Source organism: Nocardioides sp. WJ219, assembly GCF_058559815.1.
The window spans coordinates 1-21380 of sequence record NZ_JBZUJV010000012.1; the positions used below are offsets into that span (position 1 = coordinate 1).

At 71.8% G+C, this 21380-nt stretch carries 20 protein-coding genes; 18 read left to right on the forward strand and 2 right to left on the reverse strand.

The window, feature by feature from the left end:
* Positions 1 to 131: 131 nt before the first annotated feature.
* The 5 genes from AC4MBH_RS21765 to AC4MBH_RS21785 all read left to right on the forward strand — a co-directional run bounded on the left by AC4MBH_RS21765 (position 132) and on the right by AC4MBH_RS21785 (position 3960).
* Positions 132 to 722 (forward strand): alternate-type signal peptide domain-containing protein, encoded by a 591-nt coding sequence (locus AC4MBH_RS21765; protein ID WP_491797067.1) that lies wholly within the window; start codon positions 132 to 134, stop codon positions 720 to 722.
* Between the two features lie 54 nt (positions 723 to 776).
* On the forward strand, positions 777 to 1376 hold the full coding sequence (locus AC4MBH_RS21770) for a signal peptidase I (protein WP_491797504.1): 600 nt from the start codon (positions 777 to 779) through the stop codon (positions 1374 to 1376).
* Positions 1376 to 2170, forward strand: coding sequence for an LPXTG cell wall anchor domain-containing protein (locus AC4MBH_RS21775; protein WP_491797505.1), 795 nt, complete (start codon positions 1376 to 1378; stop codon positions 2168 to 2170). The genes AC4MBH_RS21770 and AC4MBH_RS21775 overlap by 1 nt, the downstream gene beginning before the upstream one ends.
* Before the next feature lie 93 nt (positions 2171 to 2263).
* A complete protein-coding gene (locus AC4MBH_RS21780; protein ID WP_491797506.1) occupies positions 2264 to 2905 on the forward strand; it encodes a TasA family protein in 642 nt (213 codons plus the stop codon).
* Between the two features lie 8 nt (positions 2906 to 2913).
* Positions 2914 to 3960 carry a signal peptidase I gene (locus AC4MBH_RS21785; RefSeq protein WP_491797507.1) on the forward strand — a complete coding sequence of 349 codons (1047 nt, stop codon included), beginning with the start codon at positions 2914 to 2916 and terminating at the stop codon, positions 3958 to 3960.
* A gap of 40 nt (positions 3961 to 4000) precedes the next feature.
* On the opposite strand, the gene AC4MBH_RS21790 is transcribed toward AC4MBH_RS21785, so the two are convergent.
* Complete coding sequence (locus AC4MBH_RS21790) at positions 4001 to 5419, reverse strand: hypothetical protein (protein ID WP_491797508.1); 1419 nt, start codon at positions 5417 to 5419, stop codon at positions 4001 to 4003.
* A 62-nt stretch (positions 5420 to 5481) separates the two neighbouring features.
* On the opposite strand from AC4MBH_RS21790, the gene pdxT reads away from it, so the two are divergent.
* The 10 genes from pdxT to AC4MBH_RS21840 all read left to right on the forward strand — a co-directional run bounded on the left by pdxT (position 5482) and on the right by AC4MBH_RS21840 (position 15747).
* Positions 5482 to 6084, forward strand: a complete 603-nt coding sequence (gene pdxT, locus AC4MBH_RS21795) for a pyridoxal 5'-phosphate synthase glutaminase subunit PdxT (RefSeq protein ID WP_491797509.1) — start codon at positions 5482 to 5484, stop codon at positions 6082 to 6084.
* 22 nt (positions 6085 to 6106) lie between these two features.
* Positions 6107 to 6880 carry a YebC/PmpR family DNA-binding transcriptional regulator gene (locus AC4MBH_RS21800; protein ID WP_491797510.1) on the forward strand — a complete coding sequence of 258 codons (774 nt, stop codon included), beginning with the start codon at positions 6107 to 6109 and terminating at the stop codon, positions 6878 to 6880.
* A gap of 98 nt (positions 6881 to 6978) precedes the next feature.
* The gene (gene ruvC / locus AC4MBH_RS21805) at positions 6979 to 7509 is read left to right on the forward strand and encodes a crossover junction endodeoxyribonuclease RuvC (RefSeq protein WP_491797511.1); all 531 of its coding nucleotides are present in this window, start codon (positions 6979 to 6981) and stop codon (positions 7507 to 7509) included.
* Positions 7506 to 8108 carry a Holliday junction branch migration protein RuvA gene (gene ruvA, locus AC4MBH_RS21810; RefSeq protein WP_491797512.1) on the forward strand — a complete coding sequence of 201 codons (603 nt, stop codon included), beginning with the start codon at positions 7506 to 7508 and terminating at the stop codon, positions 8106 to 8108. The genes ruvC and ruvA overlap by 4 nt, the downstream gene beginning before the upstream one ends.
* A gap of 13 nt (positions 8109 to 8121) precedes the next feature.
* Entirely contained in the window at positions 8122 to 9189 is a 1068-nt protein-coding gene (ruvB, locus tag AC4MBH_RS21815) for a Holliday junction branch migration DNA helicase RuvB (protein WP_491797513.1), read from the forward strand.
* A 120-nt stretch (positions 9190 to 9309) separates the two neighbouring features.
* A complete protein-coding gene (yajC, locus tag AC4MBH_RS21820; protein ID WP_491797514.1) occupies positions 9310 to 9657 on the forward strand; it encodes a preprotein translocase subunit YajC in 348 nt (115 codons plus the stop codon).
* Positions 9658 to 9659: 2 nt separating this feature from the next.
* On the forward strand, positions 9660 to 11573 hold the full coding sequence (gene secD / locus AC4MBH_RS21825) for a protein translocase subunit SecD (protein WP_491797515.1): 1914 nt from the start codon (positions 9660 to 9662) through the stop codon (positions 11571 to 11573).
* The gene (secF, locus tag AC4MBH_RS21830; protein WP_491797516.1) at positions 11573 to 12826 is read left to right on the forward strand and encodes a protein translocase subunit SecF; all 1254 of its coding nucleotides are present in this window, start codon (positions 11573 to 11575) and stop codon (positions 12824 to 12826) included. The genes secD and secF overlap by 1 nt, the downstream gene beginning before the upstream one ends.
* Before the next feature lie 3 nt (positions 12827 to 12829).
* A complete protein-coding gene (locus AC4MBH_RS21835; RefSeq protein ID WP_491797517.1) occupies positions 12830 to 13378 on the forward strand; it encodes an adenine phosphoribosyltransferase in 549 nt (182 codons plus the stop codon).
* Positions 13379 to 13515: 137 nt separating this feature from the next.
* Positions 13516 to 15747 (forward strand): RelA/SpoT family protein, encoded by a 2232-nt coding sequence (locus AC4MBH_RS21840; RefSeq protein WP_491797614.1) that lies wholly within the window; start codon positions 13516 to 13518, stop codon positions 15745 to 15747.
* Positions 15748 to 16064: 317 nt separating this feature from the next.
* On the opposite strand, the gene AC4MBH_RS21845 is transcribed toward AC4MBH_RS21840, so the two are convergent.
* Positions 16065 to 17294, reverse strand: a complete 1230-nt coding sequence (locus tag AC4MBH_RS21845; protein WP_491797518.1) for a DUF349 domain-containing protein — start codon at positions 17292 to 17294, stop codon at positions 16065 to 16067.
* A 172-nt stretch (positions 17295 to 17466) separates the two neighbouring features.
* On the opposite strand from AC4MBH_RS21845, the gene AC4MBH_RS21850 reads away from it, so the two are divergent.
* The 3 genes from AC4MBH_RS21850 to aspS are packed head-to-tail and all read left to right on the forward strand — an operon-like array spanning position 17467 to position 21330.
* Positions 17467 to 18189: an MBL fold metallo-hydrolase gene (locus AC4MBH_RS21850; protein ID WP_491797519.1), complete on the forward strand. Its 723-nt coding sequence runs from the start codon at positions 17467 to 17469 to the stop codon at positions 18187 to 18189.
* Positions 18190 to 18193: 4 nt separating this feature from the next.
* Positions 18194 to 19540, forward strand: coding sequence for a histidine--tRNA ligase (gene hisS / locus AC4MBH_RS21855; protein WP_491797520.1), 1347 nt, complete (start codon positions 18194 to 18196; stop codon positions 19538 to 19540).
* A complete protein-coding gene (gene aspS / locus AC4MBH_RS21860) occupies positions 19537 to 21330 on the forward strand; it encodes an aspartate--tRNA ligase (RefSeq protein ID WP_491797521.1) in 1794 nt (597 codons plus the stop codon). Before hisS ends, aspS begins: the two co-directional genes overlap by 4 nt.
* Positions 21331 to 21380: the final 50 nt, after the last annotated feature.

A 21380-nucleotide genomic window follows, 5' to 3' on the forward strand; every position in this document is an offset into this window, starting at 1 on the left:
GGTGACCTTGAGGTAGTGCGTGGGCTGGCTTGTGGGGTGCTTGACCTGGGTGGGGCTGAATAGGGGTCATCAGCAAGTCGTCACCGTCTGGATCTGGTTCGGGCGGTTCCACCCCACATCGAAGGATCGTCATGAACAAGACCACGAAGGGCGCCCTGGGCGCCTCTGCTGCTGCCGTTCTCCTGATGGGCGGCGTCGGCTCGCTGGCCTACTGGAGCGACGACGCCGTCGTCAACGGCGGCAGCGTGAACTCGGGCAACCTGACCATCGACCCGCTGGTCGTGGCTCCGAACACCGAGGCGTGCGACCCGACCTGGAAGCACACCAACGGTCCCAAGGTCGGTGCTGCGGTGACCTCGATCGTTCCCGGTGACGTGATCACCAAGTCGTGCACGTTCGTGGTCGGTGCCAAGGGTGACAACCTCTCGGCCACCCCGACCGTGCCGGCGACGGTCGGTTTCACCGCCACCCCGAAGACCGGTGCTGCGGCGCCGACGACGACCAGTCTGCCGGTCGCGGCGACGTACTCCCTGGACGCCACCGCGCTGGGTGCGACGCAGAAGATCACCGAGGCCGACGGTGGGAAGACCCTGACCGCGAAGATCCAGGTCAGCTTCCCCTTCGACTCCGCCGCGGCGAAGAACCTCAACGACACCCAGAACGTGCTGTTCAAGCTCAACGACCTCACCGTCAAGCTCGTCCAGGACAACAAGGGTCTCTGACCACCACCACCCGACCAGCTGCCCCCCACCACCTGAGTCCAGAGGCCTGATCCCATGTCGACGCTGACCGCGCCCCCCACCCACCGCGCCGCACCCGAGACCGACGTCCACGTCGACGCCGGCACCGGTGACGGTCCGGTGCGGTGGGTCGGCCGGATCCTGGCCTGGATGGTCATCCTGGGCTGCCTCGGCGTGCTCGCGATCGCCGTCGCCGCGCCGCGGGTCGGCGGGGCCACGCCGTACACCATCCTCACCGGCTCGATGGCCCCCGGCATGCCGCCGGGCACCCTGGTCGTGGTCCGCCCGACCGAGGCCGCCGACGTCGAGATCGGTGACGTGATCACGTTCCAGCTCCACTCGGGCAAGCCCACCGTGGTCACCCACCGCGTCGTCGACGTCCAGACCGACCTGCGCGGCGAGACCACCTTCCAGACCCAGGGCGACGCCAACAGCGTCGTCGACGAGGCCTGGGTCCGCCCCGAGCAGATCCGCGGCGAGCGCTGGTACTCCGTGCCGCACCTCGGCCGCGTCAACACCCTCCTCAACGGCACCGACCGCCAGCTCCTCGTCTACGCGGCCGCCGGCGCCCTGGTCCTCTACGCCGGCGCGATGTTCGCCGGCGCCGCCCGCGAACGCGCCCGCCGGAGCTCCTGATGCGCCGCCGCCGCGCCCCGGCGCTGGCCCTGTCGCTGGCCCTGTCGCTGGCCCTGACCGCGACCGCGACGCTCGCGACCGCCGCCCCGGCCCACGCCGAGGGTGAGCTGGTGCTGAGCCACGACGGCGCGCACTGGGACGACACGCTGGAGACCCCCCTCTTCGACCCGACGGCCAGCTGGGTCCCCGGTGACGAGCGCACCGCACGGTTCTTCGTGCGCAACGACGCCGCCGAGCTCGGCGACCTGACCGTCGCCGTCGACCAGGCCGACGCCGAGGGCCTGCGCGCGAGCGGCCATCTCGCGGTCTCGGCCCGCGTCGGCGACGAGGAGTGGACCACGGCCGCGGACGCGGGCGCCCACGAGCTGGTCGACTCCGAGGAGATCGACCCCGGCGAGCCGGTCCCGGTCGACGTCCGGGTCACGCTCGCTGCCGACGCGCCCAACGAGACCATGGTGCGCGCCGCCGACCTCGCCTTCACCGTCACGCTCCGCGACGCCCGCGCCATCTCCGGTGGTGGCGGCGACAACGGCGGCAATGGCGGCGGCAACGGCGGCGCCGACAGCGGGGCCGACGGTTGGGACGAGGACTGGGGCAACGGCGGCGGTGACGCCGGCGGCAGCTCCGACGGCGGTCCGATCGCCGGCGGCCTCGACGGCGTGCTGCCGGCCACCGGTGCCGACATCGCCCCCTGGCTGCCCCCGCTGGCACTGGTGATGCTCGGTTCCGGGGCGTTCCTGGTGGTCCGCCGGCGTACCTCAAGGGACGACGCGGAGGCCTTGAGCCAATCTTGACGGCTCCCGGCCGGGCTCTTGATCGGGCGCTCGTAGCGTTCTACTCATCAGCTCGACCTGGCCCCCCACGGCCACCAGCCCCAGGAGAACCTCATGAGCACCCACCGCAGCCAGACCCCGCGTCGTCGCCGCTCCGGCCGCACCCGCGCGATCATCTCGCTCGGTGCCGTGGCCGTCGTCTCGCTGGGCTTCAGCGTGCAGGGCACCTTCGCCTTCTGGACCGACTCGGCCACCGCGCAGACCGGCACCTTCACCGCGGGCTCGCTGGACATCACGGTCAACGGCCAGCTGGCCGACCAGCCCAACAACGGCGGCACGACCACGATCGCCTCGCTTACCCTGGACAACATGGTGCCCGGTGAGAGCGTCGCGGCGTCGTTCCCGGTGAAGAACCAGGGCTCCATCCCGCTGACCTACAACCTCACCGGCACCGGTACGGGCGACCTCGCCGTGGCGAACGGCCTGCAGTACTCCCTGACCTTCGGCGCTGCCGCGGCCAACACCACCACCAACGGCACCCGCGCCGGCACCTGCGGCGGCACGGCTGCGACCGACGCCAACACCGTCGTGCTGAACGGGTCCCCGCGGTCCTACGCGACCAACCGCCCGCTCCCCGTCGGCGCGTCCGACACGGTCTGCGTCGTCGCCCGCCTCAACAGCTCCGCGCCCAACGGCCTGCAGGGGAAGACGGGGAGCGCGTCGTTCCTCTTCGACTCCAAGCAGGTCGGTGCGTGACCTGAGTCATGCAGACGTCCTGGGGCTCACGACTGCGTGAGCTGATGCTCTGGCTCGGCGCGGCCCTCGGCCTGCTCGCCGTGGCCACCGCGGTCGCCGTCGCCTTCTTCGGCTTCAGCTTCCTGGTCTTCCGGTCGGGCTCGATGGCGCCCGAGGTCCCGACGGGCGGGCTCGCGTTCTCGCAGACCGTCGACGCCGAGGAGATCGAGGCCGGCGACGTCGTCAGCGTGGTCGCCGCCAACGGCGACCGGATCACCCACCGTGTCGTCTCCTCCACCCTCCGCGGCGACGAGGCGACCCTGGTGCTCAAGGGCGACGCCAACGCCAGCGAGGACAGCGAGCTCTACGTCGTCACCAGCGCCGAGCGCGTCGTCCTCTCCGTGCCGTACGGCGGCTACGTGGTCGCCCACCTGCTCACCCCGCCGGGCATGGTCGCCTTCGCCTGCCTGAGCCTGATGCTGCTCATCCTCGGTTCCTCCCGCGACCACGACGGCGAGCCCGACGACGACCAGGACTCCTCCGGTGGGGCGGGCGACCCGGAGGCCGAGCCCGCCACCCGACCCGACGGCGGCCGGCACCTGGCCGCGGCCGGCCGACGTACGTGGGTCGGCCGGTCGGCCACCGCCCTGGCGGTCGGCGCGACGGCGGTGGTGGCCGTCACCGGCGCCAACGGGACCCTGGCCGCGTTCACGGACAGTCCGCGGGCCAGCACGGCCACGTTCACGGCCTTCGACATCGCCAACCCCACGCTTGCCTGCGCCGACAACGGCTCGAGGCTGACGCTCACGTTCCCCACGGTCACGGTGCCGAGCAGGACGGTCACCTACGAGGCGTCGCTGAGCAACGGCACCGCCCTCACCCCCCAGGGCACCGGTACCTCGCGCACGATCAGCGTCACCCCGCAACAGGCGCCCGGGTCGTTCTTCGGCAGCCGCCAGTACGTCGTGACCGTCACCGCCCGGGTGAGCGGGTTGGCCTGGACGTCGACCGCCGCCTACGAGATCAGCACCTACGGCATCGCGCTCATCGACATGAGCTGCGAAGGCCCCGCCTGATCGCCTCAGCGCGCGGCCTCGGCGGTGCCTCGCCCGAGGCTCAACCCAGGCAGCCCTGGGCGAGCGACTCCGCCCTCGCGGTCAGGTCCTCGCCCTCGGACCCGAGCTCCTCGACGGTGAACTCCTCGATCGCGGCCTGACCGAGGCACCGGCTGAACGTCGCGGGGGCACCGCTCTCGAGCACCTGTGCCGCGATGCCGGTCCGGATGGCCGGCAGGCCCAGGACGGCGTCGTCGGACTCCGTGGGCGGCGCGTCGGCGGACTCGCAGGAGGCGAACGTCAGGCCGCCACCGGTGCGCTGGAGCAGGGCGGAGCCGGGGCTGCCGTCGATCCAGGTCTCCAGCGCGGCGGCCATCTCGTCCACGTCGCGGCGCGTGTCGCCGCGGTAGGCCACGCGCACGCAGGCCTGGCCGTCGCGCTCGAACGTCGAGTAGGCGTCGCCACCCCAACCGTCGGTGGCGCGCAGCGCGACCTTCAGGTCGACCCGCTGGGCCAGCACGACGTACCAGCCGAACGCGCCGAAGGTGCCGGAGTCGAGCTCCTCCTCGCCGTCGCCCGGCTCCGGGGCGTCGACCTCGACCGCCGTGCCGGCGTCACCGTCGTCCTCGAGCAGGGTCCAGGGGTCGAGCAGGTGCTCCTCGGTGGTCGGCGGGTCTTCGAAGAGGCGGTCGACCGCGTCGTCACCGTCGAGGGCGGTCGCCAGCGCGAGCATCGACCCGCCGAGCGTGTACGGGGCGCCGAACAGCGTGACGAGCACCGGCGGGATGCCCTTCGAGCGCCTGCGGAAGTCGCGGCCGTCCTCGCGCTCCTGTGCCGTCAGCGTCTCCCGGTCCTTGGCGGTGAGCTCCGCGACGTAGGCCTGCTCGACCCGGTCGGCGTCGCCCTCGACGAGGGCGCGGTAGACACCGGACGAGCCGTCCTCGGCGTCCCGGAGCTCCTCGAAGCGGTCGACGATGTCGAAGTGCTGGTCCTGCAGCGCGTGGGTCAGCTCGTGGACGAGCGTCGCCCGCACCCGGGGCGTGAGCCTGGTGCCGCGGACGCGGATCCGGCGGTCCTCGAAGGAGTAGGAACCGATCGAGCCGACGCCGGTGAGCTTCTGCGACTCGGCGTAGAGGTCGACGTCCGGCCCGATCAGGCCCAGCGCGCGCAGGAAGCCGGTCGACTTCTCGATCTCCTCGCGGTCCTCGTCGGTGAGGTCGTCGTCGGTGGCGGACTTCTCGAACTCGGCCGGCGACAGGAAGTCCACGTGCACCGGGTACTTGAAGGTCAGGTCGCGCTCGTCCTCGACGACCTCGACGAGCGGCAGCACCTTGGCCGACCACTTCTCGGGGCGGTCCTCGGGCACGTCGACGCGGTCGTCCCCTCGCAGGCCGGGGACGAACAGGTAGGCCAGCACGCCGAGGACGGCGAGGACGGCGACGACGGCGACGACGGGGACCAGGCGCGCGGCTGCTCTCACCGGGGGAGGGTAAGCCATCGGTGCGCGACGCCAGGCCGGCGAGGGCCCACTAGGGTGAGCGCGTGTCCGGCCCCCGCATCGGCGTCCTCGCCCTGCAGGGCGACGTCCGGGAGCACCTGCAGGCGCTCACCGCGCTGGGCGTCCACGCCCTCGCCGTACGCCGTCCGGCCGAGCTCGACGAGGTCGACGGGCTCGTGCTGCCGGGCGGCGAGTCCACGACGATGGCCAAGCTGGCGCGCACCTTCGACCTGCTCGACCCGCTGCGGCGTCGCGTCGCGGACGGGCTGCCGGTCCTCGGCACGTGTGCCGGGATGATCCTGCTCGCCGACCGGATCCTCGACGGCACGGCCGACCAGGAGACGGTCGGCGGCCTCGACGTGACCGTCCGCCGCAACGCCTTCGGTCGCCAGGTCGACTCGTTCGAGGGCCCGGTGAGCGTGGCCGGGCTCGAGGCGCCGGTGCACGGCGTCTTCATCCGCGCGCCCTGGGTCGAGGCGACCGGGCCCGACGTCGAGGTGCTCGCCCGGGTCGAGGTCCTCGGGCCGACCGGGCAACCGCTGGATAGGATCGTCATGGTGCGCCAGGGCGCGCTCCTGGCGACGTCCTTCCACCCCGAGGTGGGCGACGACCCCCGGGTCCACGGCATGTTCGTGGACCACGTCTGACCAGATCTGGAAGAGGTAGCGCATGTCCGGCCACTCCAAGTGGGCGACCACGAAGCACAAGAAGGCTGCACTCGACTCCAAGCGCAGCAAGATGACCACCAAGCTGATCAAGAACATCGAGGTCGCGGCCCGGATGGGCGGGGGCGACCCGACCGGCAACCCCACGCTCTTCGACGCCATCCAGAAGGCCAAGAAGTCCTCGGTCACCAAGGACAACATCGAGCGCGCGGTCAAGCGCGGCTCCGGTGCCGAGACCGGGGGAGCCGACTACCAGACGATCATGTACGAGGGCTACGGCCCGGCCGGCGTCGCGCTCCTGATCGAGTGCCTGACCGACAACAAGAACCGCGCCGCCATGGAGGTCCGCACCGCCATGTCGCGCAACGGCGGCTCGCTGGCCGACCCCGGCTCGGTCTCGTTCCTGTTCAACCGCAAGGGCGTCGTGCTGGTGCCGGTGTCGCAGGAGGGCCGCTCGGTCTCCGAGGACGACGTCCTCGAGGCCACGCTCGAGGCCGGTGCCGACGAGGTCAACGACCTCGGCGACAACCTCGAGGTCATCAGCGAGGCCACCGACCTGGTCGGCGTCCGCACGGCCCTGCAGGCCGCCGGCATCGACTACGACTCCGCCGAGGCGTCGTTCGTGCCCGACACCAAGATCGCGCTCGACTCCGAGGGCGCAGCGAAGGCCTTCCACCTCATCGACGTCCTCGAGGACCTCGACGACGTCCAGAACATCTACGCCAACCTCGACGTATCCGACGAGGTCATGGCCGAGCTCGAGGGCGCGGACGCGTAGCCCCGAGCCGCGACCGGCGTGTCGCGCACGGCGGTCGCGCCGGTCCGCGGCTAGCGTGTCCGTCGAACGGATGTTCGACGGAAGGTGGTTCGGAAGACGTGCGCGTACTGGGGATCGACCCTGGCCTGACCCGGATGGGCATGGGTGTCGTCGACGGCGACGTCGGGCGGCCGCTGCGGCTCGTCGACGTCAACGTGATCCGGACGTCGTCCGGCCTGCCGGTGCCCGAGCGCCTGGTCACCATCGAGCGCGGCATCGACGCCTGGCTCGACGAGCACCGGCCCGACGCCGTGGCCGTGGAGCGGGTCTTCGCCCGGTCCGACGTCAGCACCGTGATGGGCACCGCCCAGGCCAGCGGCATCGCGATGGTGTGCGCCGCCCGCCGGGGCATCCCGGTCGCCCTGCACACGCCGAGCGAGGTCAAGGCCGCGGTGTCCGGCAACGGTCGTGCCGACAAGGCGCAGGTCGGCGCCATGGTCACCCGGATCCTGCGCCTCGAGGTCGCCCCCAAGCCGGCCGACGCCGCCGACGCCCTGGCGCTGGCCATCACCCACATCTGGCGCGGGGGAGCGCAGGCGCGCATCGACGCCGCGCTCGCCGCAGCCGGCGGCACGAGGAGGAAGCCGTGATCGCCTACGTCCGCGGACAGGTCGCCACCGTCACGCTCCACAGCGCGGTGCTCGACGTCGGGGGGGTCGGGCTCGAGCTGATGTGCAGCCCGGGCACGCTGGCCACCCTGCGCGCCGGGCAGCCGGCGACGCTGCCGACGAGCATGGTCGTGCGCGAGGACTCGATGACCCTGTTCGGCTTCGTCGACGACGACGAGAAGTCGATGTTCGAGCTGGTGCAGACCGCCTCGGGGGTCGGTCCCAAGGTCGCCCAGGCCATCACCGCGGTCCTCGCGCCCGACGACCTGCGGCGCGCCATCGCGGCCGAGGACGTCAAGACCCTGACCCGCGTCCCCGGCATCGGCCAGAAGGGCGCGCAGCGGATCATCCTCGAGCTCAAGGACCGCATCGGGGCGCCCACCGGCGCCCGCTCCGGCGCTGCGGCCGCCGCGCCCGCGATCGACGCCTGGCGCGACCAGGTCCACCAGGCCCTGGTGGGGCTGGGCTGGTCGACCAGGGACGCCGAGAAGGCCATCGACGCCGTGGCCGACCAGGCCGGCGACGAGCCCGACGTGGGTGCGCTGCTCCGGGCCGCCCTGCGGGCCCTGAGCAAGGCCTGACAGGCTCGTCGCCGTGCACGAGGACGACCTGGAGACCGCCGAGGAGCAGCACCTCCGCTCGCTCACGGCCGCCGAGGCCGAGGGCGACGAGCGGACGATCGAGGCCGCCCTCCGCCCGCGCACCCTCGACGAGGTGGTCGGCCAGGTCCGGGTCCGCGAGCAGCTCGGGCTGGTGCTCGAGGCCGCGCGCGGGCGCGGCCGCGCCCCCGACCACGTGCTGCTGTCGGGTCCGCCCGGCCTCGGCAAGACGACCCTGGCGATGATCATCGCCGCCGAGATGTCGGCCCCCCTGCGCCTGACCAGCGGCCCCGCGATCACCCACGCCGGCGACCTCGCGGCCATCCTCTCGGGCCTCAACGAGGGCGACGTCCTCTTCATCGACGAGATCCACCGAATGTCGCGCCCGGCCGAGGAGATGCTCTACCTGGCGATGGAGGACTTCCGCGTCGACGTGATCATCGGCAAGGGTCCCGGGGCCACCGCGATCCCGCTGGAGATCCCGCCGTTCACGCTGGTCGGCGCCACGACCCGCGCCGGCCTCCTGCCCGGGCCGCTGCGCGACCGGTTCGGGTTCACCGGCCACCTGGAGTTCTACGACCCCGCCGAGCTCGACCTGATCGTCCACCGCTCGGCCGGCCTGCTCGGCGTGGCCCTCACCGCCGACGGCGCCGCCGAGATCGCGTCCCGGTCGCGCGGCACGCCCCGCATCGCCAACCGGCTGCTCCGCCGGGTCCGCGACTACGCCCAGGTGCGGGCCGACGGCGTCGTCACCCTCGACGTCGCCCACGCCACGCTCGACCTCTACGAGGTCGACCGACTGGGGCTCGACCGGCTCGACCGCGCCGTCATCGACGTCCTCTGCCGCCGGTTCGCCGGGGGACCGGTCGGCGTCTCGACGCTCGCGGTCGCCGTCGGCGAGGAGCGGGAGACCGTCGAGGAGGTGGCCGAGCCGTTCCTGGTGCGGCTCGGTTTCCTGGCACGCACGCCGCGCGGCCGGATCGCGACACCCGCGGCGTGGGACCACCTCGGCCTCGCTGCGCCGAGATCGACACCCGACCCGGGAACTCTCTTCGACCCGTGAACCGTTGGGAGGCTGGCGGGGATTGGTCCGGGGCAGCGACCTCGCGGCTAGACTCTCCCGTCGGCCGGTCCGCGCTCCAGCGGCCCGTGCTCCCGCTCGACAGTTCTGAGAGGTCCCTCCGTGCAAGGGCTCGTCCCGCCGCTGCTCCTCGTGGGCATGCTGCTCGTCTTCTGGTTGCTCGTGGTCCGTCCGGGCGCGCGGCGCGAGCGCGAACGACGCGCGATGCAGGCCGCGCTCACCGTCGGTGACCAGGTCGTCCTGACCTCCGGCTTCTTCGGTACGGTGCGCGCGGTGCACGACGACCGGGTCGACGTCGAGATCGCCCCGGGCACGACGGTCACCGTCGCGCTGGGGGCCGTGGGCGGCCTCGCCCCCACCGCGGAGCCCGGCTCCGACCAGACCGTGATCACCGACAACGGGGCCTCGACGGCGCAGACGCTGTCCAAGCCCGAGCCCGAGGAGAACTGAACGTGGCGAAGAAGCAGGCCCGACCGGGACGCACCCTGGTGGTGTTCCTCCTGGGGACGGCGATCCTCTACGGGCTGGTGGCCCTGGCCGGCTCCTGGAAGCCCGAGCTCGGCCTCGACCTCCAGGGCGGCACCCGGATCACCCTGATCTCGGATGGCGACCCGAGCGCCGACAACCTCGAGGAGGCGCGCACGATCATCGACCGGCGCGTCAACGGCTCCGGCGTCACCGAGTCCGAGGTGATCACCCAGGGCGACAACATCGTCGTGGAGATCCCCGGCGAGCAGAAGCGCGAGCTGGTCGAGACCGTCCAGCGCCAGGCGCAGCTGCGGTTCCGCCTGGTCGCCTGCCAGGACCAGTGCGCGCCGCCCACGGGCGCCGCGCCGCAGACCCCGCCGACGACCGAGCCCACCACGCCCGTGGTGCCCCCCGACCCGGCGACCGGCACGCCCCCCGCGGGCTCGACGGACGTCCCCGCGACCGACGCTCCCGAGGCCCCGGCGACCGAGAGCCCGGCCGGCGCCAACCGCGTCGCCCCCGGCTTCGCGCGCTCCGGCACCGACGGTCCGAGCACCCCGCCCGCCACCGAGCCGTCCGAGCCGGGCAGCACGCCGCCGGCGAGCGACCCGGCGTCCCCGGCCCCGAGCGAGGGCGCGACGCCCACGGCCCCCGGCGAGCCCACCGAGACGTTCGACGAGAACGCCGTCGCCCCGCTCGACGAGGCGCTGCAGTTCAAGGACGGCGCCTACACCCAGGCCGACGTCGACCTCTTCAACGCCTACGTGTGCAACGACGACGGCTCGGTCGTCAAGGCCCCCGAGGCCGACCCGGCTCTCCCCGCTGCGCCGGTCGACAACCCGCTCGAGCCCCTCGTCGCGTGCGGCCCGGCCACCGAGGCCGTCGGCGACACCCCGGAGCAGCCGGCCGCCAAGTACCTGCTGTCACCCGCCGTCGTCCAGGGCACCGACCTCAAGGACGCCGACTACGGCATCCAGCAGGGTCAGCTGCAGTACTCCGTCAACCTGGACATCGGCGGCAAGGGCGAGGACGTGTTCGCCGAGGCGTCCAGCGCGATGCAGACGCCTCCTGCCGGCACGCCCACCGAGTTCTTCGCGATCGTCCTAGACGGCGTCGTGCTGTCGGCGCCCTACTTCAGCGCGGTGATCTCCAACGGCGACGCCCAGATCGACGGCAGCTTCAGCGAGACCGAGGCACGGGGCCTGGCCACCAGCCTGAAGTACGGCTCGCTGCCGATCTCCTTCGAGCCCAGCACCGAGACCATCGGCCCCTCGCTCGCGGGCGACCAGCTCCGCGCCGGCATGATCGCCGGTGCGTTCGGCCTCGGTCTGGTCCTGATCTACTGCCTGCTGTACTACCGCGGGCTCGGCACGGTCGTGGTCGCCTCGCTGCTCGCAGCGGCCGCGGTCACCTACGCCCTGGTGCTGCTGCTCAGCGAGACCGCCGGCTTCGTGCTCACCCTGCCCGGCATCGCGGGCCTGATCATCGCCGTCGGTGTCACCGCCGACTCCTTCATCATCTTCTTCGAGCGCATCCGCGACGAGATGCGCGAGGGCAAGTCGATGCGGGTCGCCGTCGAGACCGGCTGGAAGCGGGCCAAGGTGACCCGGCTGGCCGCCCAGGTGGTCTCGCTGCTGTCCGCGGCCGTGCTCTACATCTTCGCCACCGGCGCGGTGAAGGGCTTCGGGTTCGCCCTCGGCCTCACCACGATCGTCGACCTGGCGATCCTGTTCTGGTTCACCAAGCCGATGGTCTCCTGGCTGGCCCGGTTCCGCTTCTTCAACAGCGGCCACCGGCTCTCCGGCCTCAGCCCCGAGACCCTCGGCATCGACGGTCCCGCCCCCGCTCCCCGCGGGCCCCGCACCAAGACCGCCGCAACCGCAGGAGGAAACGCCTGATGGGCAAGGCATCACGGCTCGGCAACGACCTCTACACCGGACGCAAGTCGCTCGACTTCGTCCACAAGCGTCCTCGCTGGTACGCCATCACGGGCATCGTCGTGCTCCTCGCGTTCACCGCGCTGTTCATCCGCGGGCTCAACTTCGGCATCGAGTTCACCGGCGGCACCGAGTACCGCGTGCCGGTCGAGACGACCAGCCAGGACCTCGTCGACCAGTACGGCGAGATCGTCTCCGGCACCGGCATCGAGGGCGCCGAGTCGCCGATCGTGACCACCGGTGGCCAGTCGGTCCTGATCCAGGTCGAGGACATCAGCCAGGCCGAGACCGACCAGATCGGCGGGCTGCTCGCCGAGGAGGCCGGCGTCGACGAGCGCGAGATCACGATCAGCGAGATCGGCGCGAGCTGGGGCCAGGAGGTCGCGACCCGCGCCGTCATCGGCGTGATCGTGTTCCTGGTGCTGGTGCTCATCTTCATCGCGGCCTACTTCCGCGAGTGGAAGATGTCGGTCGCCGCGCTCGTGGCCCTGATCCACGACGTCGTGATCACAATGGGCGTCTACGCCCTGGTCGGGTTCCAGGTGACGCCGGCCGCGGTCACGGGTGTGCTGGCCATCCTCGGCTTCTCGCTGTACGACACGGTCGTGGTCTTCGACAAGGTCCGCGAGAACACCCGGGACATGAAGGCCAACCGGCAGACCTACGCCGAGGCGGCCAACCTCGCCGTCAACCAGACGCTGGTCCGCTCCATCAACACCGGCATCGTGGCGCTCATCCCGATCGGCGCGATCCTGGCCGTGAGCGCCACCCAGCTCGGCGCCAGCTCGCTGCAGGACCTCGCGCTCGCGCAGTTCGTCGGCATGGCCGCCGGTGTCTACTCCTCGGTCGTCCTGGCGCCCCGCGTGCTGGTGCACCTGAAGTCCAACGAGAACGAGGTCGTCCTCGCCGAGCGGCGGGCCAAGGCGCGCAAGCGCGCCGAGGCCGACCGCTACGCCGCGGTGCCGGCGTTCGCCGACGACCTGCCGGTCGGCAGCGAGCCCGACGACGTCGAGCTCGAGGACGGGTTCGACGAGGAGGCCGACGACGACCTCGAGACCACCCGGCCCACCCTGACCAAGACGCGACCGGGGACCGGCTCCACCGCGGCCGGCCTGGGCCGTACGGCGCCGCCGCCCCGCGGGCCCATGGGACAGAGCGGGAGCTCGGGGCGCACCCAGCCGACCCGGCAGCCGAAGTCCAAGCGCGGGAAGTAGTCGGTGGCGTCCTCGGTGACGGCGGCCGACGCCCTGGCGCGGCTCGTGCCCGACGTACCCGACTACCCCCAGCCGGGCATCGTCTTCAAGGACATCACGCCCCTGCTCGCCGACCCCGACGGCTTCCGCGCCGTCGTCGACGCCCTGGCGGCGGCCGGCCGTGGGCCCGACGGCGAGGTGGCGGTCGACAAGGTGGTCGGCATGGAGGCGCGGGGCTTCATCTTCGGCGCGCCGGTCGCGCTGGCGCTCGGCGTCGGGTTCGTCCCGGTCCGCAAGGCCGGCAAGCTGCCCCGCGAGACCTACGCCGTCTCCTACGCCCTCGAGTACGGCGAGGCCACCCTCGAGCTGCACCGCGACGCCATCGCCCCGGGTGAACGGGTGCTGCTGGTCGACGACGTCCTCGCCACCGGCGGGACGGTCGCTGCCACCCGCGACCTGGTGGCCGCCGCCGGCGGTGAGATCGTCGGCGTCGCCGTCGTGATGGAGCTCTCGTTCCTCCCCGGCCGCGACGCGGTGGGGGCACTTCCGGTGACCGCCCTCTCCGTGGTCTGAGCAGCCCGTAGGCTGGTCGGATGACGGAGGAGCGCACGGTCCCGGCCACCGGCGGCCGTACGCCGTCGTCCCCCCGCAACCCGCGCCACGACAGCGCGAGCGACCCGGCCACGGCGTCCGGGCCGCCCGGTCGGGGCATGCGCGCCAAGCTCGCGCGCATCGGCACCCGCAGCGCCGCGGCCAACCCGGTGCTCGACCCGCTGTTCCGCGCCGTGCGGACCAACCACCCCAAGGCCGACCTGGCGCTGCTCGAGCGGGCCTACACCACCGCCGAGAAGATGCACGGCACGCAGATGCGCAAGAGCGGCGACCCCTACATCACCCACCCGCTCGCGGTGACCACCATCCTGGCCGGGATCGGGATGACCGAGCCGACGCTGGTGGCCGCGCTCCTCCACGACACCGTCGAGGACACGCCGTACACGCTCGAGCAGTGCCGCCAGGACTTCGGCGACGAGGTCGCCCAGATGGTCGACGGCGTCACCAAGCTCGACAAGGTCGTCTACGGCGACTCCGCGCAGGCCGAGACCATCCGCAAGATGATCGTCGCGATGTCGCGCGACATCCGGGTACTGGTGATCAAGCTCGCCGACCGGCTCCACAACATGCGCACGCTGCGCTACGTGCCGCTCAAGAGCCAGGAGCGCACCGCCCGCGAGACCCTCGACATCTACGCGCCGCTGGCCCACCGCCTCGGCATGAACACCATCAAGTGGGAGCTGGAGGACCTCGCGTTCGCGACCCTGCACCCCAAGATCTACGACGAGATCGTGCGGATGGTCGCCGAGCGCGCGCCCTCGCGCGACAGCTTCCTCGCCGAGGTGATCAGCCAGGTCGAGAAGGACCTGCGCGAGGCCAAGGTGAAGGCGACCGTCACCGGCCGGCCCAAGCACTACTACTCGATCTACCAGAAGATGATCGTCGGCGGCCGCGAGTTCTCCGACATCTACGACCTGGTCGGCATCCGCATCCTGGTCGACGAGGACCGCGAGTGCTACTCCGTCCTCGGCGTGCTGCACTCGCGCTGGAACCCGGTGCTCGGCCGGTTCAAGGACTACGTCGCGATGCCGAAGTTCAACATGTACCAGTCGCTGCACACCACCGTGATCGGTCCGCAGGGCAAGCCGGTCGAGATGCAGATCCGCACCTTTGGCATGCACCGCCGCGCCGAGTACGGCGTCGCCGCGCACTGGAAGTACAAGGAGGACGGGCGCGAGGGACGCGACACCGAGCGGCTCGGCGACGTCGACGACATGTCGTGGGTGCGCCAGCTGCTCGACTGGCAGTCCGAGGTCGACGACCCGGGGGAGTTCCTCGAGTCGCTGCGCTTCGAGATCAACCGCGCCGAGACCTACGTGTTCACCCCGCGCGGCGACGTGATCGCACTGCCGTCCGGCTCGACGCCCGTCGACTTCGCCTACGCCGTGCACACCGAGGTCGGCCACCACACGATCGGCGCCCGGGTCAACGGCCGGTTGGTGCCGCTGGAGTCGACGCTCGACAACGGCGACGTCGTGGAGGTCTTCACCTCCAAGTCGGCCAACGCCGGCCCCTCGCGCGACTGGCTGACGTTCGTGAAGTCGCCGCGGGCGCGGTCCAAGATCCGGCACTGGTTCACCAAGGAGCGCCGTGAGGAGGCCGTCGACCGCGGCAAGGACCAGATCGCCAAGCTCATGCGCAAGGAGGGGCTGCCGATCAAGCGGCTCCTGACCCACGAGTCGTTCACCCAGGTCGCCGACCACTTCAAGCTCGCCGACGTGACCGCGCTGTACGCCGCGGTGGGGGAGAACAACCTCTCCGCCCAGGCCGTCGTCCGCCGCGTGATCGAGATGAACGGCGGCGACGAGGGCGTCCAGGAGGACCTCGCCGAGGCCGTCACCATCACCGGCCGCCGCGGCCGGTCCCGCGTCGGCAGCGGCACCGACGCCGGCGTCATCGTCAAGGGCTCACCCGACGTGTGGGTCAAGCTCGCCAAGTGCTGCACGCCGGTCCCACCCGACGACATCCTTGGGTTCGTGACCAAGGGCGGCGGCGTCTCGGTGCACCGCAAGGACTGCACCAACACCGCCGAGCTGCAGCGTCAGCCCGAGAAGGTCTTCGAGGTCGAGTGGGCCCCGACCGCCCAGTCGACGTTCCTGGTCAACATCCAGGTCGAGGCCCTCGACCGCGCCCGCCTGCTCTCCGACATCACCATGGTGCTCTCCGACGCCCACGTGAACATCCTCTCCGCCAACCTCTCCACCACCCGCGACCGCGTCGCCAAGTCGCGCTTCACCTTCGAGATGGCCGAGGCCAAGCACCTCGACACCGTGCTCAAGGCGGTCCGCAGCGTCCCCGGCGTCTTCGACGCCTACCGCATCACGGCCTGACGGCGACGCCCGCCGGTCGAGGAGGTTGCGCGACCCACGCTGGTCGAGGAGGTTGCGCGAGCCACGCAGGTCGAGGGGGATCGCGCGACTCACGCTGGTCGAGGAGGTTGCGCTAGCAACCGTCTCGAGACCATCTCCTTGCTGACCGTCCCGCGCCTCCGGGCCGGGCGGCCGCGCGCGTAGCAGGCCGCGTCTCGGCCTCAAGGATCGCCTTCGGCGCCCGCTGCGCGAGCGCAGCGAGCGTCCTTGACGGTGAGGCCCGATCGGCTACGCGCGCGGCCACCCGAACCATCCCCGAACGCCAACCCGATGGAGCCCTATCCGCCGAAGTCAGCCGAGGCCCGGCGCGCCATGTCGAGGAACGACCGCCGCGACTCGAGGTTCTCCTCGAGCTCGCGGACCTTCTTCTCGTTGCCGGCGGCGCGGGCCTTCTCGAGGTCGGACTCCACCTTGGCGATGGCGTCCTCGAGCTTGGTGACCATGTCGTTGGCGCGGGCCGACTTCTCCGGGTCCGAGCGCTTCCACTGCTCGTCCTCGGCGGAGCGCAGGGCGTTCTCGACGGCGCGCATGCGGCCCTCGAGGTCCTTCATCCGGTCGCGCGGGACCTTGCCGGCGGCCTCCCACTTGTCGGCGAGGTCGCGGAAGGTCTTCTTGGCGGCGTCGAGGTCGCGGATCGGCAGCAGCGCCTCGACCTCGACGATGAGCGCGTCCTTGACCTCCGCGTTGGCGGCGAACTCGGCGTCCAGGGCCGCGTTGGCGGCGTCCCGGGCGCCGAAGAACTGGTCCTGAGCGCCGCGGAACCGCTTCCACAGCACGTCGTCGACGTCCTTGGGGGCCGGGCCGGCGGCCTTCCAGTCGCGCATCAGGTCGCGGTAGCGGCCGGCGGTCGGACCCCAGTCGGTCGAGGTCGCGAGGGCCTCGGCCTCCTTGCACAGGCGCTCCTTGACGATCCGGGCGCCCTCGCGCTTCTCGTCCTGCTCGGCGAAGTGGACCTTGCGGGCCTTCGTGTACGCCGTGCGGGCGCTCGAGAACCGCTTCCACAGCGCGTCGTCGGACGCCCGGTCGATGCGGGGGAGCACCTTCCACTGGTCGAGCAGCTCGCGCAGCCGGTTGGCGCCGTTGCGCCAGTCGGTGCCGGTGGCGATCTTCTCGGCCTCGGCGACGATCGACTCCTTGGCCGCCTTGGACTCCGCGGCCTTCTCCGCCTTCTCGGCGCGCCGCGCCTCGCGCTGGACGGCGAGCACCGGCGCGAGCGCGTCGAGCCGCCCCACGAGGGAGCCGAGGTCACCCACCGCGTTGGCGTCGGTCACCTGGGCACGCACCGTCTTGATCGACTCGGCGGCCTCCTCGGGGGATAGCTTGCCGGAGTTGATCCGCTGCTCGAGCAGCTGGACCTCGAACGACAGGGCGTCGAACCGCTCGGTGAAGAACTGCAGCGCCTCCTCGGGCGTGCCGGCCGGGTAGGACCCCACCGCCCGTTCGCTGTCGGCGGTCTTGACATAGACGGTGCCGTCGTCGTCGACGCGGCCCCATTCGCTGCTCGTCACTGCGTTCCCTCTTCGTCCGGTCGTGGCGCTGCCCCACCCTAAGGCAGACCGCGACGCCCGGACGCCCCGCACCGTGACCCGGGCCACTCGATGGCCGCGCCCGCCACCCACCGCGCCCGCCCGGCGCGATACCGGGGCGACCGGACGGGTCGGTCCTCGCTACCCTGAGGCGGTGCTGATCGCCGCCTTCCCCGCAGGCCCGTGGGGGACCAACTGCTACGTCGCAGCGACCGGTCCGGGCACCGAGTGCGTGGTGATCGACCCCGGCAAGGACGCCGCCGAGGGCGTCGCCCAGGTCGTGCGCGAGCACCGCCTGAAGCCGGTCGCGGTGCTCGTCACCCACGGTCACGTCGACCACATGTGGTGCGTCGCCCCGGTCGCCGGCACCTACGACGCCACCGCCTGGATCCACCCGCGCGACCGGCACCTGCTCGCCGACCCGATGCAGGGCATGTCCCGCGAGACCGCGGCCATGGTGCTCGGCGGCAAGCACGAGTTCGCCGAGCCCGACGACGTCCGTGAGCTCACCGACCTGCAGCGCCTCGGGCTCGCCGGGCTCACGTTCGTGGTCGACCACACCCCGGGCCACACGGAGGGCTCGGTCACCTTCCGCACGCCGTACGCCGACGCCGACGGTCCCGCCGACGTCTCCGAGCTGCTCTTCTCCGGCGACCTGCTCTTCGCCGGCTCGATCGGCCGGACCGACCTCCCCGGCGGCGACCACCCCACGATGCTGCGCAGCCTGCGCGAGAAGGTGCTCCCGCTCCCCGACGACATCGTGGTCCTGCCCGGGCACGGCGAGCAGACGTCCATCGGTCGCGAGCGTGCGACCAACCCCTTCCTGCGCGACCTCGTCGAGACCGACGACGCCGGCCGAGTCACCCGAGGTCTCTAGAACCATGGCCACCAAGACCACCGCACTGAGCGGTTTCCCCGAGCTGCTCCCCGCTGCCCGCGTCGTCGAGCGCGAGGTGATCGCGTCGCTGTCGCGCACCTTCGAGCTGCACGGCTTCGCCAACATCGAGACGCGCGCCGTCGAGCCGGTCGACGTGCTGCTCGGCAAGGGCGAGACGTCCAAGGAGATCTACCTCCTCGAGCGCCTGCAGAAGGACCAGGGCGGCAGCGACGCCGGGGTCGGGCTCCACTTCGACCTGACCGTGCCGTTCGCGCGCTACGTGCTCGAGCACGCCGGTCACCTCGAGTTCCCGTTCCGGCGCTTCCAGGTCCAGCCGGCGTGGCGGGGGGAGCGTCCCCAGGAGGGCCGCTACCGCCAGTTCACCCAGGCCGACGTCGACATCGTCGGGCGCGACGTGCTGCCCTTCCACCACGACGTCGAGGTGATGCGGGTGATGGTGGAGGCGCTCGACGCGCTGCCGGTGCCACCGCTGAGCTTCCAGTTCAACAACCGCAAGCTGATCCAGGGCTTCTACCGCGGCCTCGGGCTGCCCGACGTCGAGGCAGCCATCCGCACCATCGACAAGCTCGACAAGCTGCCGGCCGAGAAGGTCGCCGAGCTCCTCGTCTCCGACGCCGGCGCCACCCCCGACCAGGCCGAGCAGTGCCTCGCCCTGGCCACGATCCGGGTCCCCGACACCAGCTTCGTCGAGAGGGTCCGCGCCCTCGGCGTCGAGGACGACCTGCTCGACGAGGGCCTGTCCGAGCTCGCGGCCGTCGTCGAGGGGTGTGCGGCCGGGGCCTCCGAGCGGGTCACCGTCGAGGCCAACCTGCGCATCGCGCGCGGCCTCGACTACTACACCGGCACCGTCGTGGAGATCTTCATGGCCGGCTACGAGCGGCTCAAGTCGGTCGGCGGCGGCGGTCGCTACGACGCCCTCGCCAGCGACGGGCGGACGACGTACCCCGGTGTCGGTGTCTCCTTCGGTGTCTCGCGCTCGATCATCCCGCTGCTCGCCGACGGCGTGCTCACCGGTAGCCGGTCGGTGCCCAGCGCCGTGCTGGTCGCGGTGACCGACGAGCCGTCGCGGCCGCAGAGCGATCTGGTGGCCGCCTCGCTGCGCGCCCGTGGCGTGCCGTGCGAGGTGGCCGCCTCCGCCCAGAAGTTCGGCAAGCAGATCAGGTACGCCGAGCGCCGCGGCATCCCGTTCGTCTGGTTCGTGCAGGACGACGGGAGCCACCAGGTCAAGGACATCCGTTCCGGCGACCAGGTCGGCGCCGATCCGGCGGCCTGGACCCCACCAGTAGAGGACCTGCGACCCCAGGTCCTGACCAAGGAGCCCTCACCATGATCCGCACCCACGAGTCCGGCACCCTGCGTGCCGAGCACGTCGGCCAGACCGTCACCCTCGCCGGCTGGGTCGCCAACCGCCGCGACCACGGCGGTGTCGCCTTCATCGACCTGCGCGAGGCCAGCGGCGTCGTCCAGGTCGTCATCCGCGACGAGGAGGTCGCCCACCAGCTGCGGGCCGAGTACTGCCTCAAGGTCACCGGCGAGGTCACCGCACGCAAGGAGGGCAACGAGAACCCCCACCTCGCCACCGGCGCGATCGAGGTCGTCGCCACCGACGTCGAGGTGCTCAGTGCCGCCGCGACCCTGCCGTTCCCGATCAGCGACCACGTGGACGTGGGGGAGGAGGCCCGGCTCAAGCACCGCTACCTCGACCTGCGCCGCAGCGGCCCCGGCGACGCGATCCGCCTGCGCAGCAAGGTCAACAAGGCCGCCCGCGACGTGCTCGACGCGCGCGCGTTCGTCGAGGTCGAGACGCCGACGCTGACCCGGAGCACGCCCGAGGGAGCCCGCGACTTCCTCGTCCCGGCGCGCCTGGCCCCGGGCAGCTGGTACGCGCTCCCGCAGAGCCCGCAGCTGTTCAAGCAGCTGCTCATGGTCGGCGGCCTCGAGCGTTACTACCAGATCGCCCGCTGCTACCGCGACGAGGACTTCCGCGCCGACCGGCAGCCCGAGTTCACCCAGCTCGACATCGAGATGAGCTTCGTCGAGCAGGACGACGTCATCGAGCTGATGGAGGAGGTGCTCGCCGCGATGTGGGCGCTGGTCGGGCACGAGATCCCCCGCCCGATCCCGCGGATGACCTACGCCGAGGCGATGGCCCGGTTCGGCTCCGACAAGCCCGACCTGCGCATGGGTCTCGAGCTGGTCGACTGCACCGACTACTTCAAGGACACCCCGTTCCGCGTCTTCCAGGCGCCGTACGTCGGTGCCGTGGTCATGCCCGGGGGAGCGAGCCAGCCCCGCAAGAAGCTCGACGCGTGGCAGGACTGGGCCAAGCAGCGCGGTGCCAAGGGCCTTGCCTACGTGCTCGTCCAGGAGGACGGCGAGCTCGGGGGACCGGTCGCCAAGAACCTCAGCGACGAGGAGAAGGCCGGTCTCGCCGCCCACGTCGGTGCCGCACCCGGCGACTGCGTCTTCTTCGGTGCCGGCGCTCCCAAGTCGAGTCGTGCCCTGCTCGGTGCCGCCCGTCTGGAGATCGGCCGCCGCGCCGGCCTGCTCGACGACTCGGTCTACGCCTTCACCTGGGTCGTGGACGCCCCGCTGTTCGAGCCGAGCTCCGACGCGGTCGCCAGCGGCGACGTCGCCGTCGGTGGCGGGGCCTGGACGGCCGTGCACCACGCCTTCACCAGCCCCAAGGCCGAGTTCCTCGACACCTTCGACACCGACCCCGGTCCGGCGCTCGCCTACGCCTACGACATCGTCTGCAACGGCAACGAGCTGGGTGGCGGGTCGATCCGGATCCACCGCAGTGACATCCAGAAGCGGGTCTTCGCGGTGATGGGGATCGAGGAGGCCGAGGCGCAGGAGAAGTTCGGCTTCCTGCTCGACGCGTTCGCCTACGGTGCTCCGCCCCACGGCGGGATCGCGGTGGGCATGGACCGCATCTGCGCGCTGCTGGCTCGCACCGACTCGATCCGCGACGTCATCGCCTTCCCGAAGTCGGGTGGCGGGTTCGACCCGCTCACGGCTGCGCCTGCGCCGATCACGGCACAACAGCGCAAGGAAGCCGGTGTCGACGCCGAAGCTGCGAAGGACGTCCCGTCGAAGACGGCTGCTGACGGACGGTAGTCGCGCCTCGGGCGCCGAGACCGGATCGTTACTCCTTAGTGCTCTGCATC